General features: G+C 58.8%; 16 protein-coding genes. 8 read left to right on the plus strand and 8 right to left on the minus strand.

Annotated elements, in window-relative coordinates:
- Positions 1-25 precede the first annotated feature (25 nt).
- Positions 26-1,210, minus strand: a complete 1,185-nt coding sequence (locus EKL15_RS18880) for a NupC/NupG family nucleoside CNT transporter (protein WP_004931212.1) — start codon at positions 1,208-1,210, stop codon at positions 26-28.
- 360 nt (positions 1,211-1,570) lie between these two features.
- Between EKL15_RS18880 and EKL15_RS18885 the strand changes: the two genes are divergently transcribed.
- Positions 1,571-1,960 (plus strand): hypothetical protein, encoded by a 390-nt coding sequence (locus EKL15_RS18885; RefSeq protein WP_084827040.1) that lies wholly within the window; start codon positions 1,571-1,573, stop codon positions 1,958-1,960.
- 55 nt (positions 1,961-2,015) lie between these two features.
- Here the strand turns inward: EKL15_RS18885 and EKL15_RS18890 are convergent, their stop codons facing one another.
- Positions 2,016-2,879, minus strand: a complete 864-nt coding sequence (locus tag EKL15_RS18890; protein WP_015379441.1) for a YicC/YloC family endoribonuclease — start codon at positions 2,877-2,879, stop codon at positions 2,016-2,018.
- A gap of 126 nt (positions 2,880-3,005) precedes the next feature.
- Here EKL15_RS18890 and rph point away from each other — a divergent pair, with 126 nt between their 5' ends.
- Together rph and pyrE are read left to right on the plus strand one after the other, a co-directional pair.
- Positions 3,006-3,722 (plus strand): ribonuclease PH, encoded by a 717-nt coding sequence (rph, locus tag EKL15_RS18895; RefSeq protein WP_025160305.1) that lies wholly within the window; start codon positions 3,006-3,008, stop codon positions 3,720-3,722.
- A gap of 96 nt (positions 3,723-3,818) precedes the next feature.
- Entirely contained in the window at positions 3,819-4,460 is a 642-nt protein-coding gene (gene pyrE / locus EKL15_RS18900; protein ID WP_004931204.1) for an orotate phosphoribosyltransferase, read from the plus strand.
- Positions 4,461-4,491: 31 nt separating this feature from the next.
- Here pyrE and slmA read toward each other — a convergent pair whose 3' ends face one another.
- The 3 genes from slmA to coaBC form a co-directional block, all read right to left on the minus strand.
- Complete coding sequence (gene slmA / locus EKL15_RS18905; RefSeq protein ID WP_004931203.1) at positions 4,492-5,088, minus strand: nucleoid occlusion factor SlmA; 597 nt, start codon at positions 5,086-5,088, stop codon at positions 4,492-4,494.
- Between the two features lie 251 nt (positions 5,089-5,339).
- A complete protein-coding gene (dut, locus tag EKL15_RS18910) occupies positions 5,340-5,798 on the minus strand; it encodes a dUTP diphosphatase (RefSeq protein ID WP_100397017.1) in 459 nt (152 codons plus the stop codon).
- Positions 5,776-6,993 carry a bifunctional phosphopantothenoylcysteine decarboxylase/phosphopantothenate--cysteine ligase CoaBC gene (gene coaBC, locus EKL15_RS18915; RefSeq protein WP_049201884.1) on the minus strand — a complete coding sequence of 406 codons (1,218 nt, stop codon included), beginning with the start codon at positions 6,991-6,993 and terminating at the stop codon, positions 5,776-5,778. The genes dut and coaBC overlap by 23 nt, the downstream gene beginning before the upstream one ends.
- Positions 6,994-7,176: 183 nt before the next feature.
- Here coaBC and radC point away from each other — a divergent pair, with 183 nt between their 5' ends.
- The 4 genes from radC (at position 7,177) to mutM (ending at position 9,435) form a co-directional block, all read left to right on the plus strand.
- Entirely contained in the window at positions 7,177-7,860 is a 684-nt protein-coding gene (radC, locus tag EKL15_RS18920) for a DNA repair protein RadC (RefSeq protein ID WP_025304698.1), read from the plus strand.
- A gap of 262 nt (positions 7,861-8,122) precedes the next feature.
- Positions 8,123-8,359: a 50S ribosomal protein L28 gene (rpmB, locus tag EKL15_RS18925; protein WP_004931195.1), complete on the plus strand. Its 237-nt coding sequence runs from the start codon at positions 8,123-8,125 to the stop codon at positions 8,357-8,359.
- An 11-nt stretch (positions 8,360-8,370) separates the two neighbouring features.
- Positions 8,371-8,538 carry a 50S ribosomal protein L33 gene (rpmG, locus tag EKL15_RS18930; RefSeq protein WP_002442576.1) on the plus strand — a complete coding sequence of 56 codons (168 nt, stop codon included), beginning with the start codon at positions 8,371-8,373 and terminating at the stop codon, positions 8,536-8,538.
- 81 nt (positions 8,539-8,619) lie between these two features.
- Positions 8,620-9,435, plus strand: coding sequence for a bifunctional DNA-formamidopyrimidine glycosylase/DNA-(apurinic or apyrimidinic site) lyase (gene mutM, locus EKL15_RS18935; protein ID WP_004931185.1), 816 nt, complete (start codon positions 8,620-8,622; stop codon positions 9,433-9,435).
- 3 nt (positions 9,436-9,438) lie between these two features.
- On the opposite strand, the gene coaD is transcribed toward mutM, so the two are convergent.
- Genes coaD through waaA form a run of 3 tightly spaced genes read right to left on the minus strand, consistent with a single transcriptional unit; the run spans position 9,439 to position 11,979 of the window.
- Positions 9,439-9,924 carry a pantetheine-phosphate adenylyltransferase gene (gene coaD / locus EKL15_RS18940; RefSeq protein WP_004931181.1) on the minus strand — a complete coding sequence of 162 codons (486 nt, stop codon included), beginning with the start codon at positions 9,922-9,924 and terminating at the stop codon, positions 9,439-9,441.
- A gap of 3 nt (positions 9,925-9,927) precedes the next feature.
- Positions 9,928-10,701, minus strand: a complete 774-nt coding sequence (locus EKL15_RS18945; protein ID WP_038872579.1) for a glycosyltransferase family 2 protein — start codon at positions 10,699-10,701, stop codon at positions 9,928-9,930.
- On the minus strand, positions 10,702-11,979 hold the full coding sequence (gene waaA / locus EKL15_RS18950; RefSeq protein ID WP_203090211.1) for a lipid IV(A) 3-deoxy-D-manno-octulosonic acid transferase: 1,278 nt from the start codon (positions 11,977-11,979) through the stop codon (positions 10,702-10,704).
- 125 nt (positions 11,980-12,104) lie between these two features.
- Between waaA and EKL15_RS18955 the strand changes: the two genes are divergently transcribed.
- Positions 12,105-13,118, plus strand: a complete 1,014-nt coding sequence (locus tag EKL15_RS18955; protein ID WP_049201837.1) for a glycosyltransferase family 9 protein — start codon at positions 12,105-12,107, stop codon at positions 13,116-13,118.
- Positions 13,119-13,129: the final 11 nt, after the last annotated feature.

Here is a 13,129-nt window from a genome sequence, read left to right on the forward strand (position 1 = left end):
CCGGCCATGCGGCCGGGAGTGGGGATTACAGCACCAGGCCGGCGATGGCCGCTGACAGCAGGCTCACCAGCGTCGAGCCATAAACCAGCTTCAGGCCAAAACGGGAAACTACGTTGCCTTGCTGCTCGTTCAGCCCCTTGATGGCGCCGGCGACGATGCCGATGGAGGCGAAGTTGGCGAACGACACCAGGAACACCGACAGAATACCTAGCCCGCGCGGCGACAGCTCCGCCGCGATTTTCTTCAGCTCAATCATCGCCACGAATTCGTTGGCCACCAGCTTGGTCGCCATGATGCTGCCCGCCTTCAGGGCCTCCTCCGCCGGGATGCCGATCAGCCAGGCCAGCGGATAGAACACATAGCCGAGGATCTGCTGGAAGCTGATGCCGAGCACCGCGGAGAACAGCGCATTGACGGCGGAGATCAGCGCGATAAAGCCGATCAGCATCGCCGCGATGATCATCGCAATTTTGAAGCCGGCCAGAATGTACTCGCCCAACATTTCGAAGAAGCTCTGATCTTCATGCAGTTTGTTCAGCTTCAGCTCCGGCTCGTCTTCGACCTGATACGGGTTGATGATCGACAGAATGATGAAGGTGCTGAACATATTAAGGATCAATGCCGCCACCACGTACTGCGCGTCGATCATCGACATGTAGGCGCCGACGATGGAGAGCGATACCGTCGACATGGCGGTCGCGGCCATGGTGTACATGCGGCGCGGCGAGATATCGCCGATGATGCCTTTATAGGCGATGAAGTTCTCCGACTGCCCCAGCACCAGCGTGCTGACGGCGTTGAACGACTCCAGCTTGCCCATGCCGTTGACCTTGGATAGCAGGGTGCCGACCAGGCGGATGATCAGCGGCAGGATGCGGAAATGCTGCAAAATGCCGATCAGGGCGGAAATAAAGATGATAGGGCACAAAACGCCGAGGAAGATGAACGCCAGGCCATCCTTGCTCATGCCGCCGAACACGAACTCCGATCCTTGGGCGGCGTAGGCGAGCAGGGTGTCGAAGAAGCCGGCGACGTGTTTGATCACGCTGAGCCCGCTGGCGGAGTGCAGGAAGAAATAGGCCAGCGCGCCTTCGATCACCAGCAGCTGGATGATATAGCGCAGGCGGATTTTCTTGCGATTATTGCTGACCAGCAGCGCCAGGGCGATGATCACCACCAGAGCCATAATAAATTGCAGAATTTGTGGCATAAACGGTCCGTACGGTTCACGGGCAGAGAAAAAACACATTTAGCCACAGCATCGACGTCCTTTCATTACCTTGCGTGATAATTAGAACAAAATACTTATGGCATGCGGGATATCTTGCCAAATGTCATCCACACGCGCTGTCCGGCAGTTTTTCATAAGCTTCCCGGTGAGCCGGTTCCCCAGGGGCCTGCCGGCTCGCAACCTGATGCAATCACTGTCACTCGCGTGCAAACGCCTGGAATCTGGCTCGCAACTGGTGCTTTTTCATGGCGTAAAGCGTGGTTTTCTCGAGGGAGGCAAAGAAAAATGCCTGAACAAGGCGCCATGATCGGCGCATCTTCTCGGATAAGGAGGCGAACAATGAATACCGGCATGTTGCTCAGGGCGCTGGCCAACGGGATTAATCCCGACACCGGCGAGCTATTGAGACCGGCTTCGGCGGCCTGCGCGCCGGAGGCTATCCGCCTGCTGTTCGCGTTGGCCAACGAGTTCGACGGTGAAGCCGAACTGCAGAAAAAAGCCCGGCTGACGCCGGAGGAGAAGCGGCAGAAGAATCTGGCCGAGGGGCGGCCGGCCAATGCCTACTTCCCTTGGCCGGAAGAGGAAAAGCTGAGGTTGCGCGAGAGCCATGCGGCCGGGGCGACGCTGGAAGCGCTGAGCGATGAGTTTGAACGCTCAACCTGGAGCATTGCGGTGCAGCTGCAGAAAATGGGGCTGATGGGCGAAGAACAGGTGGCCGCTTATCGCTGAGCTGCAGCCATAAAAAAGCCCGCTTGGCGCGGGCTTGATGGCGTGCGGGGCAGGATCACTCGATGTTCTGGATCTGCTCGCGCATTTGCTCGATCAGCACTTTCAGCTCGATGGCGGAAGCGGTGACGTCGGCATTGATCGACTTGGAGGCCAGGGTGTTCGATTCGCGGTTGAACTCCTGCATCATGAAGTCGAGGCGGCGGCCGACGGCTTCTTTCTTCTTCAGGATGTTGTGCGTCTCTTTCACGTGCGCTTCCAGACGATCCAGCTCTTCGGCGACGTCGATGCGCTGCGCCATCAGCACCAGCTCCTGCTCCAGGCGGGTGTTTTCCAGCTGTACCTGCGCCTCTTCCAACTTGCTGACCAGGCGTTCGCGCTGCCATTGCAGGATGTTCGGCATCTGGGCGCGCACTTTGACCACTTCGGCGCTGACGCCGTCGAGGCGTTGTTCGATCAGCGTTTTCAGCGCGGCGCCTTCGCTTTCGCGTGCGACGATGAAGTCATCCAGCGCGCCGTCCAGCGCCTGCATCAACTCGGCACTGATGGCGTCCAGATCCTGCTCCTGCGCGGACATCACGCCCGGCCAGCGCAGCACGTCGATCGGGTTGATTTCCCCTTCGTCGCTCTGCATTTTCACCCAGTTGGCGGCTTCAACCAGCTGTTTGGCCAGTTTTTCGTTCAGGATCAGCGAGCTTTGCGCGCTTGGATCCAGTTCGAAACGCAGGTTGCATTCGACTTTGCCGCGGGTCAGGCGGCCACGGATACGTTCACGGATCACCGGCTCCAGGCTGCGGAATTGTTCCGGCAGGCGGATGTAGGTTTCTAAGTAGCGCTGGTTAACGGAACGCAGCTCCCAGGCTGCGCTGCCCCATTCACCCTTGATTTCACGCCGGGCGTAGGCGGTCATGCTGCGGATCATTGATGCGTACCCGTAATAGGAAAAGATGGGGCGATTATAGCGTCGCGGCTGCGGGCAGGATAGGCATTACGTCACGAAGCCCGTATAATGCGCAGCCAATAGTTGATTTGAAGCCGGAGAGAGCCCATGCGTCCTGCAGGCAGAGCACCACAGCAAGTTCGCCCCCTGACACTGACCCGTCACTATACCAAACACGCTGAAGGTTCAGTGCTGGTTGAGTTTGGCGATACCAAAGTCTTGTGCACCGCCACGGTAGAAGAGGGCGTTCCGCGCTTCCTGAAAGGCCAGGGGCAAGGTTGGATCACCGCCGAGTACGGTATGCTGCCGCGCTCCACCCACAGCCGCAATGCCCGTGAAGCCGCCAAAGGCAAGCAGGGTGGCCGCACGCTGGAGATCCAGCGCCTGATCGCGCGCTCGCTGCGCGCCGCGGTGGATCTGAAAAAGCTCGGTGAATTCACCATCACCCTCGACTGCGACGTACTGCAGGCCGACGGCGGTACCCGCACCGCCTCCATCTCCGGCGCCTGCGTGGCGCTGGCCGATGCGCTGAACACGCTGGTGGCCAACGGCAAGCTGAAAGCCAACCCGATGAAGGGCATGGTGGCGGCGGTTTCCGTCGGCATCGTCAATGGCGAAGCGCTGTGCGATCTGGAGTATGTGGAGGATTCCGCGGCGGAAACCGACATGAACGTAGTGATGATGGAAGATGGCCGCATGATTGAAGTGCAGGGTACCGCCGAAGGCGAGCCGTTCAGCCACGATGAGCTGTTGGCGCTATTGGCGCTGGCCCGAGGGGGCATCGAAACCATCTTCCAGGCGCAGAAAGCGGCGCTGGCGGACTGATTTTTTAAGGCGACTGAGAAGTCGCCTTTTTTATGCCCGACGATCGGGCGGCAGTAATGACAAGACCCAAGCAGATTCAGACGAGGAGAAGCAGTAATGAAAGCCTATCAGCGCCAGTTTATCGAGTTCGCGCTTAACAAGCAGGTATTGAAATTCGGCGAGTTCACCCTGAAGTCCGGCCGCACCAGCCCGTATTTCTTCAATGCCGGCCTGTTTAATACCGGGCGCGATCTTGCGCTGTTGGGGCGCTTCTACGCCGAAGCCCTGATGGACTCCGGCATCGATTTCGACCTGCTGTTTGGCCCGGCCTATAAAGGTATTCCTATTGCCACCACTACGGCGGTGGCGTTGGCGGAACACCATGAGCGCGACGTGCCTTACTGCTTTAACCGCAAGGAAGCCAAGACCCACGGCGAAGGCGGTTCGCTGGTAGGCAGCCCGCTGCAGGGGCGCGTGATGTTGGTAGACGATGTGATCACCGCCGGCACCGCGATCCGAGAGTCGATGGAAATCATCGGCGCCAGCGGCGCTTCGCTGGCGGGCGTGCTGATCTCCCTCGACCGTCAGGAACGCGGCCGCGCGGATATCTCCGCCATTCAGGAAGTGGAACGCGACTATCACTGCAAGGTGATTTCAATCGTGACGCTGAAGGACCTGATCGCCTATCTGGAAGAGAAACCGGAAATGGCGGACCACCTGGCGGCGGTGCGCGCTTACCGCGAGCAGTACGGGGTGTAAGTAAAAACGCCGGGCATGCCCGGCGTTATCTTTATTGCAGCTGGGCCGCCAACAGCGGCCAGCGGGCGTCAAATTCCTGCGTTGGGCGATAGCGGAATTCCGAACGCACATAGCGCGACAACATGCCTTCGCAGAAGGCCAGCAGCTGGCTCGCCAGCAGCGTTTCATCGACGATAAAGCCTTTGCCTTCGCGCAATTTACGCTCTTTCAACACCTGGCGCAGCTGCGCCTCGATGCGTTCGAACAGCTGGTTGATGCGGCCCTGCAGGCGATCCTGTTCAAACATCAGCGCGTGGCCGGTCATGATGCGCGTCAACCCCGGGTTGCGTTCCGCAAAGCCCAGAATCAGCAGTAAAATCAGGCGCAGACGATTAAACGTCTCTTTCTCGTCCTGCAAGATCAGGTTGATGCGGGTGATCAGGCTGTCTTCGATAAACTCGATCAGACTGTCGAACATCCGTGTCTTGCTGGGGAAATGCCGGTACAGTGCAGCTTCAGAAACACCCACGTTCGCGGCGAGCTTGGCGGTGGTAATGCGTTGGCTGCCGTCGCTGGACTCCAGCATCTGGGCTAACGCCTGCAATATTTCCTCGCGCCGATTCCTTTTCGTCTTTTCTTTTTCTGCCATGTCTGATTAGACCCTTGCTAAAACTTAACTGACGGAAACCCGCGCACCGGCCGCTGCAGAGCAGGCTCTGTGCGGCTTATGTGATAGCTTTTTTACGATGCTGGGGTCAGCGGCCTTAACGGCCTTTTTCCGCGCTGCCTGGTGTGCGCTGCAATTGTCGCGGTAAAACCTTGCCGCAGAGACATCCTTCTCCCCGGAAAGGCAAGGTTCAGGCGACGTTTCCCTGCCGGCCATCGTGCCTTGGGTGGCGCTTAGTGGCGCCCCGAGTGGCCGAAGCCGCCTTCGCCGCGCTCGCTGCCGTCGAACTCTTCCACCAGGTTGAATTCGGCCTGCACCACCGGCACAAAGACCATCTGCGCGATGCGTTCGCCCGGCTCGATGGTGAAGTGCTTCTGGCCGCGGTTCCAAACGGACACCATCAGCTGGCCCTGATAATCGGAGTCGATCAGGCCGACCAGGTTGCCCAGCACGACGCCGTGCTTGTGGCCCAGGCCGGAGCGCGGCAGGATCACCGCCGCCAGGCCGGCGTCGGCGATGTGGATCGCGAGGCCGGTAGGCAACAGCGTGGTTTCACCCGGCGCCAGCTCCACCGCGCTGTCCAGGCAGGCGCGCAGGTCGAGACCGGCGGAGCCCGGCGTGGCGTAGGTCGGTAGCGGGAAATCCTGACCGATGCGCGGGTCGAGGATCTTAACGTCGATTTTTTTCATCATAACGGCTGACTATCTCGTCTATTAAACGTTGGCCAAGGAGTGCCTTGTCGCTCAGCGCCAGGCGCTTTTCTCCATCCTGCCAAAAAAGATGCAGGGCATTGGTGTCGCTGTTGAACCCGTGCTCTGCAAGCGATACATCGTTAGCGCAAATCAAATCCAGCTTCTTACGCGCCAGTTTTTGCCGCGCGTATTCTTCCACATTCTGGGTTTCGGCGGCAAACCCCACGACAAACGGTCGATTTTTGGTCATCGCCGCCACGCCGGCGACGATATCGGGGTTTTTTACCATCTTGAGGACGATTTCATCACCCTGTTTTTTTATTTTTTCATCGGCGATCTGCTCGGGGCGGTAGTCGGCCACGGCGGCGCAGGATATGAAAATCTGCTGCTGCGCGGCGCGCTGTTGCACCGCCTGCTCCATCTCCAGCGCACTGGTGACGTCCACTCGGGTGACCGATGGCGGCGTCGGCAGGCTGACCGGCCCGGCGATCAGCGTCACCTGCGCGCCGCGGGCGGCGGCGGCGCGGGCAATGGCGAAGCCCATTTTGCCGGAGCTGTGATTGCTGATGAAACGTACCGGATCCAGCGCCTCACGCGTCGGGCCGGCGGTGATCATAACCTGTAAATGTTGCAGATCCTGCGGGGCGGAGAAATGCGCGTTCGCCAGGTCGACGATGTCCAGCGGATCCAGCATGCGGCCCGGGCCGACGTCGCCACAGGCCTGGCTGCCGCTGTCCGGCCCCCAGAGCAGCATGCCGCGCGCCTGCAGCGTTTGCAGGTTGGCCTGCGTGGCGGCGGCGCGATACATCTGCTGGTTCATGGCCGGGGCGGCGGCGATAGGGGCGTCGGTCGCCAGGCAGACGGTGGTCAACAGATCGTTGGCCATGCCGGCGGCGACGCGCGCCAGCAGATCGGCGGTCGCCGGCGCCAGAATCACCAGATCCGCCCACTTGCCGAGTTCGATGTGGCCCATGGCGGCTTCGGCGGCGGGATCCAACAGATCGTCGGACACCGGGTAGCCGGAAACGGCCTGCAGCGTCAGTGGCGTAATGAACGCCTTGGCGGCGTGGGTCATCACCACGCGCACTTCTGCGCCCCTGTCGCGCAGGCGGCGCACCAGCTCTGGGCATTTGTAGGCGGCGATGCCGCCGCTGATGCCAAGCACAATATGTTTGCCGGAAAGTCCCGTCATCATCATTGTCCGATTGAAAGCCGAAAGATGCGCCATTTTAGCATATCCGCCGTTCAGGTGAGCGATTCCGCAATGGCTGCAGGGCGTTACATTGTGCTTTGCGAAACACTTCGCAATGTTATCAAACACCTGTCGAACGCGCCGGGCAGCACATGGCATGCTGTAGCCCTTTCAGGGAGGAACACGATGAGCAACCCGATTGTGGCGTGCTGGCCGGGCGCGCTGGCGCCGCGTGAAAAGCTGTTGATGCAGGGGGCGGCGGCGCTGTCAGACGCAGAACTGTTGGCCATTTTTTTGCGTACCGGGCTGCCCGGCGTGCACGTGATGCAGCTGGCGGAGCAGCTGCTGCGCCGGTTCGGCTCGCTTTATCACCTGATGTCGGCCGATCATCAGGCTTTTTGCAGCCAAAAAGGCCTGGGGGACGCCAGCTATACGCAGCTGCAGGCGATTGCCGAGCTGGCGCTGCGCTTCTTTTCCAGCCATTTGTCGCAGGAAAACGCCATGCTCAATCCGCGCGTCACCCAGCATTATCTGCAAAGCCTGCTGGCGCATCGCGAGCGTGAGGTCTTTTTGGTATTGTTTTTAGACAATCAGCACCGGGTTATTCGCCATCAGGAGATGTTTGCTGGTACCATCAGCAGCGTCGTCGTCTACCCGAGAGAAATTGTGCGTGAAGCGTTGAAGGCTAATGCCGCCGCGCTGATTCTCGCGCATAATCACCCTTCGGGTAAGGCTGAACCCAGTCATGCCGACCGTTTGATAACGGAACAGGTGGTGAAAGCCTGTCAGTTATTGGAGATCCGAGTGCTTGATCATTTGGTGATCGGTCGGGGTGAATGCGTCTCTTTTGCCGAGCGCGGATGGCTTTAAGCGATTTTTTCGCGATCCTTGTGGGATCTTTAGCTGTTCGGGACTTGAGCACTTACGCTTCAGAGCGTATACTACGCCACCTTTGAGAATCTTGGGTTTGGCGCAAGAGCCTATCTCAGCAGGTTTCTGACCTGATGTGTGGTTTCTACCTGATGACGAGAGTCTCCTCAGTATGAAGTTTGCTGAGATGGGCTCTAAAAGCCTGACGAGGCGGCCATACCCTATACGAAGCTCGAGCTGATTTGATTTTTGGAGAATAGACATGTCCCGAGTCTGCCAAGTTACTGGCAAGCGCCCGGTGAGCGGTAACAACCGTTCCCACGCAATGAACGCGACCAAACGCCGTTTTCTGCCTAACCTGCACTCACACCGTTTTTGGGTTGAGGCTGAGAAGCGCTTTGTAACTCTGCGTGTATCTGCTAAAGGTATGCGTGTTATCGATAAGAAGGGTATTGAGACGGTTCTGGCCGATCTGCGTGCCCGTGGTGAGAAGTATTAAGGAACTGAATCATGGCTAAAGGTGTTCGCGAGAAGATCAAGCTGGTTTCTTCTGCTGGTACTGGTCACTTCTATACCACCACGAAGAACAAGCGTACTAAGCCGGAAAAATTGGAACTGAAGAAATTCGATCCAGTTGTCCGTCAGCACGTAGTATACAAAGAAGCTAAAATTAAATAATTTTAGTGGATTAATGAAAAACCCGGCCTTGGCCGGGTTTTTTGTTTTATAAAGGGTAGAAAACGTCGGAGGGGAAGCCAGATGCCTGAATTACCGGAAGTTGAGACGAGCAGACGCGGTATAGAGCCTTATCTTGTCGGCCACAGCATTCAGTATGCGGTGGTGCGCAACGCGCGCCTGCGCTGGCCGGTTTCCGAGCAGATCCTGACGCTGAGCGATCGGCCGGTGCTCAGCGTGCAGCGCCGGGCTAAATACCTGCTGATCGAGCTGGAGAACGGTTGGATTATCGTGCACCTGGGCATGTCGGGCAGCTTGCGCATGCTGCGCGAGGAAAACGAAGATGAAGCCGGCAAACACGACCACGTCGATCTGGTGATCAGCAACGGCATGATCCTGCGCTATACCGATCCGCGCCGTTTCGGCGCCTGGCTGTGGTGCGAAGATTTGGCGACCAGCAGCGTGTTGGCGCACCTGGGGCCGGAACCGCTGAGCGAAGCGTTCAACGGCGACTACCTGTATGAAAAATCACGCAATAAGCGCACGTTGATTAAACCGTGGCTGATGGATAACAAGCTGGTGGTCGGGGTCGGCAATATTTACGCCAGCGAATCGCTGTTCAGCGCCGGGATCTTGCCCGATCGTCCGGCGGGATCCTTGAGCAAAGCCGAAGCGGAACTGCTGGTGAAGACCATCAAGGCGGTGTTGCAGCGTTCTATCGAGCAGGGCGGCACGACATTGCGCGACTTTTTGCAGTCGGACGGCAAACCGGGGTATTTCGCACAGGAGCTGCAGGTTTACGGGCGGGCGGGAGAACCGTGCCGCGCGTGCGGCACGCCGATCGAATCCGCCAAGCACGGGCAGCGCAGCACCTTCTTTTGCCGTCGCTGCCAGCGCTGAGCATCACTCGGCGGCGAGCTTCGCCATCAGTGCCTGGGTGACCACGTCAGGCAGGAAAGGTGCGATATCGCCGCCGTGACGGGCGACCTCTTTCACCAGTGAGGAGGAGATGAACGACCACTCTTCGGAAGGCATCAGGAACACGCTTTCCAGCGTCGGCATCAAATGGCGGTTCATGTTCGCCAGCTGCAATTCGTATTCAAAGTCAGACACCGCACGCAGGCCGCGCACCAGGATATTGGCATTTTGGTGAGCGGCGAAGTGCGCCATCAGCTCGCTGAAGCCCAGCACTTCCACATTGTCCAGATGCGAGGTGACCTGCGTCGCCAACGCCACGCGTTCATCCAGGCTGAACAGCGGCTTTTTACTCGGGCTGGCGGCGATGGCCAGAATCACGTGATCGAACATCAGTGACGCGCGCGTCACTAAATCCAGGTGGCCGTTGGTCATGGGATCGAAGGTCCCGGGATAGATGGCTTTGCTGGTCATGATTCACTTCTCTGAGTAGTTGCGGCCCAATGCCCATAATGCGGCATATTTATTGAAGGTATATTGCGCGTTGACCACCGCTAACAGCAACCCCTGTTTGCCATCCAGGAAGCCGGCGCGCAGCAGCCAGGTTTTGACGAAGGCGCCGAGCGTGTGGGTCAGGATAGACAGATAGCCGCAGCGCTTGCCGGCCCGGTGGCGCTGCGTGGCCCACTCTTCGGCGTAGCGCAGCTGTTTGCGCTGGAAGGCGAAGAAGTCGCGGCAGGTCAGGTGCAGCATATCACCGCTGAGGGGGATCACTTTGGCGCCGCCGATGTTCAGCGATTCGTGCACCAGATCGTCGTTATAACGATAGCGTTGGTTGGCGTACAGGCGGTTGACGCGGTCGGGATACCAGCCGCTGTGGCGCATGAAGCGGCCTAGAAACAGGTTGCGCCGCGCACAGCTGTAGACGGCGCCGTCGTCCGGCGCATTCAACACCCGCTCGATGGATTGTCGCAGCTCGGGCGTGACGCGTTCGTCGGCGTCGATCATCAAAACGTAGTCATGGCTGGCATAGCTTTGCGCCAGCTGACGCTGCTTGCCGAACCCTTGCCAGTCGGTGTGCGTGAAGACTTTGGCGCCCAGGCCTTCGGCGACGGCGACGCTGTCGTCCTCGCTGCCGGAGTCCAGCACGATGATTTCATCGGCCCATTCGACCGAACGCAGACAGTCCGGCAACAGCCCGGCTTCGTTTTTGGCGATCATCACCACCGACAGGCTTTTGCGGCTGCTCATTCAGTGACTCCGGGGCGGCAGGTGCGGTTCCAGCAGCTGCAGCAGACGCTGCAACGCTCCCTGATTCTGATACAACACTTCCACCGCATGGCGGCCGTAGTAGCGCCGGTAGTCTTCGTCGGTCAGCAGGGTTTCCACTTCCTTCACCAGCGAATCCACGTCGGTCACGGTGATCAGGCCTTCGGCCTGCGAGAGCTTGGCGCAGATGTCTTTGAAGTTGAAGGCATGCGGGCCCATCAGCACCGGGATGGCGTGCGCGGCGGCTTCCAGCGGGTTGTGCCCGCCGCGTTCCACCAGACTGCCGCCGACAAAGGCCAGATCGGCGATGCCGTACAGCAGCATCAGCTCGCCCATGGTATCGCCGATCACCACCTGGGTGCTGCCGGACGGGATTTCGCCGCTGCTGCGCAGGGTGTAGCTGAAGCCGGCCTTCTGCACCAGCTCTTTGGCGGTCGGGAAGCGTTCCGGGTGACGCGGCACCAGGATCAGCAGCAGATCGGGGTGTTTTTCCAGCAGTTTGCGGTGTGCTTCCAGCAGGATGGTTTCTTCACCGTCATGGGTGCTGGTAGCGATCCACACCGGGCGGCGCGGCGCCCATTGGCGACGCAGCGTAACGGCGCGGGCGGCCAGTTCCGGGGTGACGGAGATATCGAACTTCAGGCTGCCGGTTACGGCCAGCTGCGAGCGCTTCAGGCCCAGTTCGATAAACCGATCGCCGTCTTCCTGGTTCTGTGCGGCGATCAGCGTAATGCGGCGCAGCATATCGCGCATGAACCCGCCAATTTTCTTATAGCCGGCGGCGGAGCGGGCCGACAGACGCGCATTGGCGATCACCAGGGGGATCTGCCGCTGATGCAGCGCGTTAATCAGGTTAGGCCACAGCTCGGTTTCCATGATGATCACCAGCTTGGGATTCACCTGGTCGAGGAAGCGGTTCATGGAACCGGGCAGATCGTAGGGTAGATAGACATGATGTACGTCTTTGCCGAAAGCGGACTGGACGCGTTCTGAACCTGTTGGGGTCATTGTGGTCACAGTTATCGGCAAAGCGGGGTAACGGTGGCGCAGTGCCCGTACCAACGGGATGGCCGCCAGCGTTTCGCCGACGGAGACGGAATGCAGCATGATGCCGCCTGGCACGACTTTCCCGGCGCAGAAGCCATAGCGTTCCGCCCAGCGTTTACGGTAGGCTGGAGCTTTGCGGCTGCGCAGCAGTAAGCGGAGCCAGATCAGGGGTTGGATGAGGTAGAGTAGTACCTGATATAAACGCAGCAACATTCTATCAATTTCATTTATATGGGTTATTCGGAATAGTACCATAACTGGAAGGGAAAGGCGCTAATTTGGTAACCTTGGGTGTCAGTTTCAGACAACCGGCGAGCGATTTCGCCGACAGGCTCGGAATGAAGAATATTTTAATTATTCGCCGCGACAACATCGGCGATCTTGTTTGCACCACGCCTCTGATTGAAGGGGTGAAAATTGCCTATCCGGACGCTAAAGTTTATCTGCTGATCAATAAAGTCAGCCAGGACGTTGTTAAAAACAATCCTCATCTCGAGAAAGTCTTTGTCTATAAAAAGGCCAAGCACAAGGCCAAAAATGAAACGACGTTGGGCGTTTATTTCGAACGCTTGATGATCTTCCTGAAGCTGCGAAAAATAAAGTTCGATGCGGTCATTCTGGCCAACCCGGTGCCTTGCAAATACAGCCTGCGTTTAGCGAAAATGGCCGGCGCCACCCATATCATCGGCGCCGATTTGGGCACGAAAGATATCCATCGTCCGTTCCGCAAGGACGATTTCCACGGTCAACATCAGGTCGAACATACCTACAGCTATTTATCGGCGATAACCGACCAATCCATTCCGATCCCGCCGGTGCGGGTGTTTCTGACGCCTGAAGAGCGGCAATTGGCGGCGCAACGGCTACAGGAGCGTCTGCCGCCGGTCGAACGCGTATGCGCCGTGCACATCAGCAGCCGCAGCCCGAAAAGGCGTTGGCCGGTTGAACGCTATGCCGAAATCATCAACCGTCTGGTTGCCGATCCCCACACCGGCGTGCTGATCTTCTGGTCGCCGCAGGGCACGCTGGCGCCGGACGACATCGGCGACCAGCAGCGCGCCGAACAGCTGTTGGCGCTGTGCCAAAACGAACGCGTCGCGCTTTATCCGACGGCCTCGGTGCGCGAGCTGTTGGGTGGGTTCGATTTATGCGACCGGGTGCTGTGCAGCGACGGTGGGCAGATGCATCTTGCCGCCGCGCTGAATAAGGACATGGTGGTGTTCTTTGGCGATACCGATAAAGCCTCCTGGCATCCATGGACCGGCCGTCATCATATTTTGCAGAGTGAGTCGGGGCACTGTGAAGATGTTTCTGTCGATGAGGTTTGGCAGAAAATGCAGGCGCTCAGCTAACGAATAAAATA

The organism is Serratia sp. 4542 (genome assembly GCF_016805595.1).
Taxonomy (GTDB): Bacteria; Pseudomonadota; Gammaproteobacteria; order Enterobacterales; family Enterobacteriaceae; genus Serratia; species Serratia nevei.

What these genes read in the sequence shown, in the direction of transcription:
- dut (WP_100397017.1), bottom strand. Translation starts at nt 5,798, where the DNA reads ATGATGAAAAAAATCGACGTTAAGATCCTCGACCCGCGCATCGGTCAG.
- radC (WP_025304698.1), top strand. Translation starts at nt 7,177, where the DNA reads ATGAGCAACCCGATTGTGGCGTGCTGGCCGGGCGCGCTGGCGCCGCGT.
- rpmG (WP_002442576.1), top strand. Translation starts at nt 8,371, where the DNA reads ATGGCTAAAGGTGTTCGCGAGAAGATCAAGCTGGTTTCTTCTGCTGGT.
- coaD (WP_004931181.1), bottom strand. Translation starts at nt 9,924, where the DNA reads ATGACCAGCAAAGCCATCTATCCCGGGACCTTCGATCCCATGACCAAC.
- EKL15_RS18880 (WP_004931212.1), bottom strand. Translation starts at nt 1,210, where the DNA reads ATGCCACAAATTCTGCAATTTATTATGGCTCTGGTGGTGATCATCGCC.
- EKL15_RS18890 (WP_015379441.1), bottom strand. Translation starts at nt 2,879, where the DNA reads ATGATCCGCAGCATGACCGCCTACGCCCGGCGTGAAATCAAGGGTGAA.
- pyrE (WP_004931204.1), top strand. Translation starts at nt 3,819, where the DNA reads ATGAAAGCCTATCAGCGCCAGTTTATCGAGTTCGCGCTTAACAAGCAG.
- rph (WP_025160305.1), top strand. Translation starts at nt 3,006, where the DNA reads ATGCGTCCTGCAGGCAGAGCACCACAGCAAGTTCGCCCCCTGACACTG.
- EKL15_RS18885 (WP_084827040.1), top strand. Translation starts at nt 1,571, where the DNA reads ATGAATACCGGCATGTTGCTCAGGGCGCTGGCCAACGGGATTAATCCC.
- EKL15_RS18955 (WP_049201837.1), top strand. Translation starts at nt 12,105, where the DNA reads ATGAAGAATATTTTAATTATTCGCCGCGACAACATCGGCGATCTTGTT.
- rpmB (WP_004931195.1), top strand. Translation starts at nt 8,123, where the DNA reads ATGTCCCGAGTCTGCCAAGTTACTGGCAAGCGCCCGGTGAGCGGTAAC.
- waaA (WP_203090211.1), bottom strand. Translation starts at nt 11,979, where the DNA reads ATGTTGCTGCGTTTATATCAGGTACTACTCTACCTCATCCAACCCCTG.
- EKL15_RS18945 (WP_038872579.1), bottom strand. Translation starts at nt 10,701, where the DNA reads ATGAGCAGCCGCAAAAGCCTGTCGGTGGTGATGATCGCCAAAAACGAA.
- mutM (WP_004931185.1), top strand. Translation starts at nt 8,620, where the DNA reads ATGCCTGAATTACCGGAAGTTGAGACGAGCAGACGCGGTATAGAGCCT.
- coaBC (WP_049201884.1), bottom strand. Translation starts at nt 6,993, where the DNA reads ATGATGACGGGACTTTCCGGCAAACATATTGTGCTTGGCATCAGCGGC.
- slmA (WP_004931203.1), bottom strand. Translation starts at nt 5,088, where the DNA reads ATGGCAGAAAAAGAAAAGACGAAAAGGAATCGGCGCGAGGAAATATTG.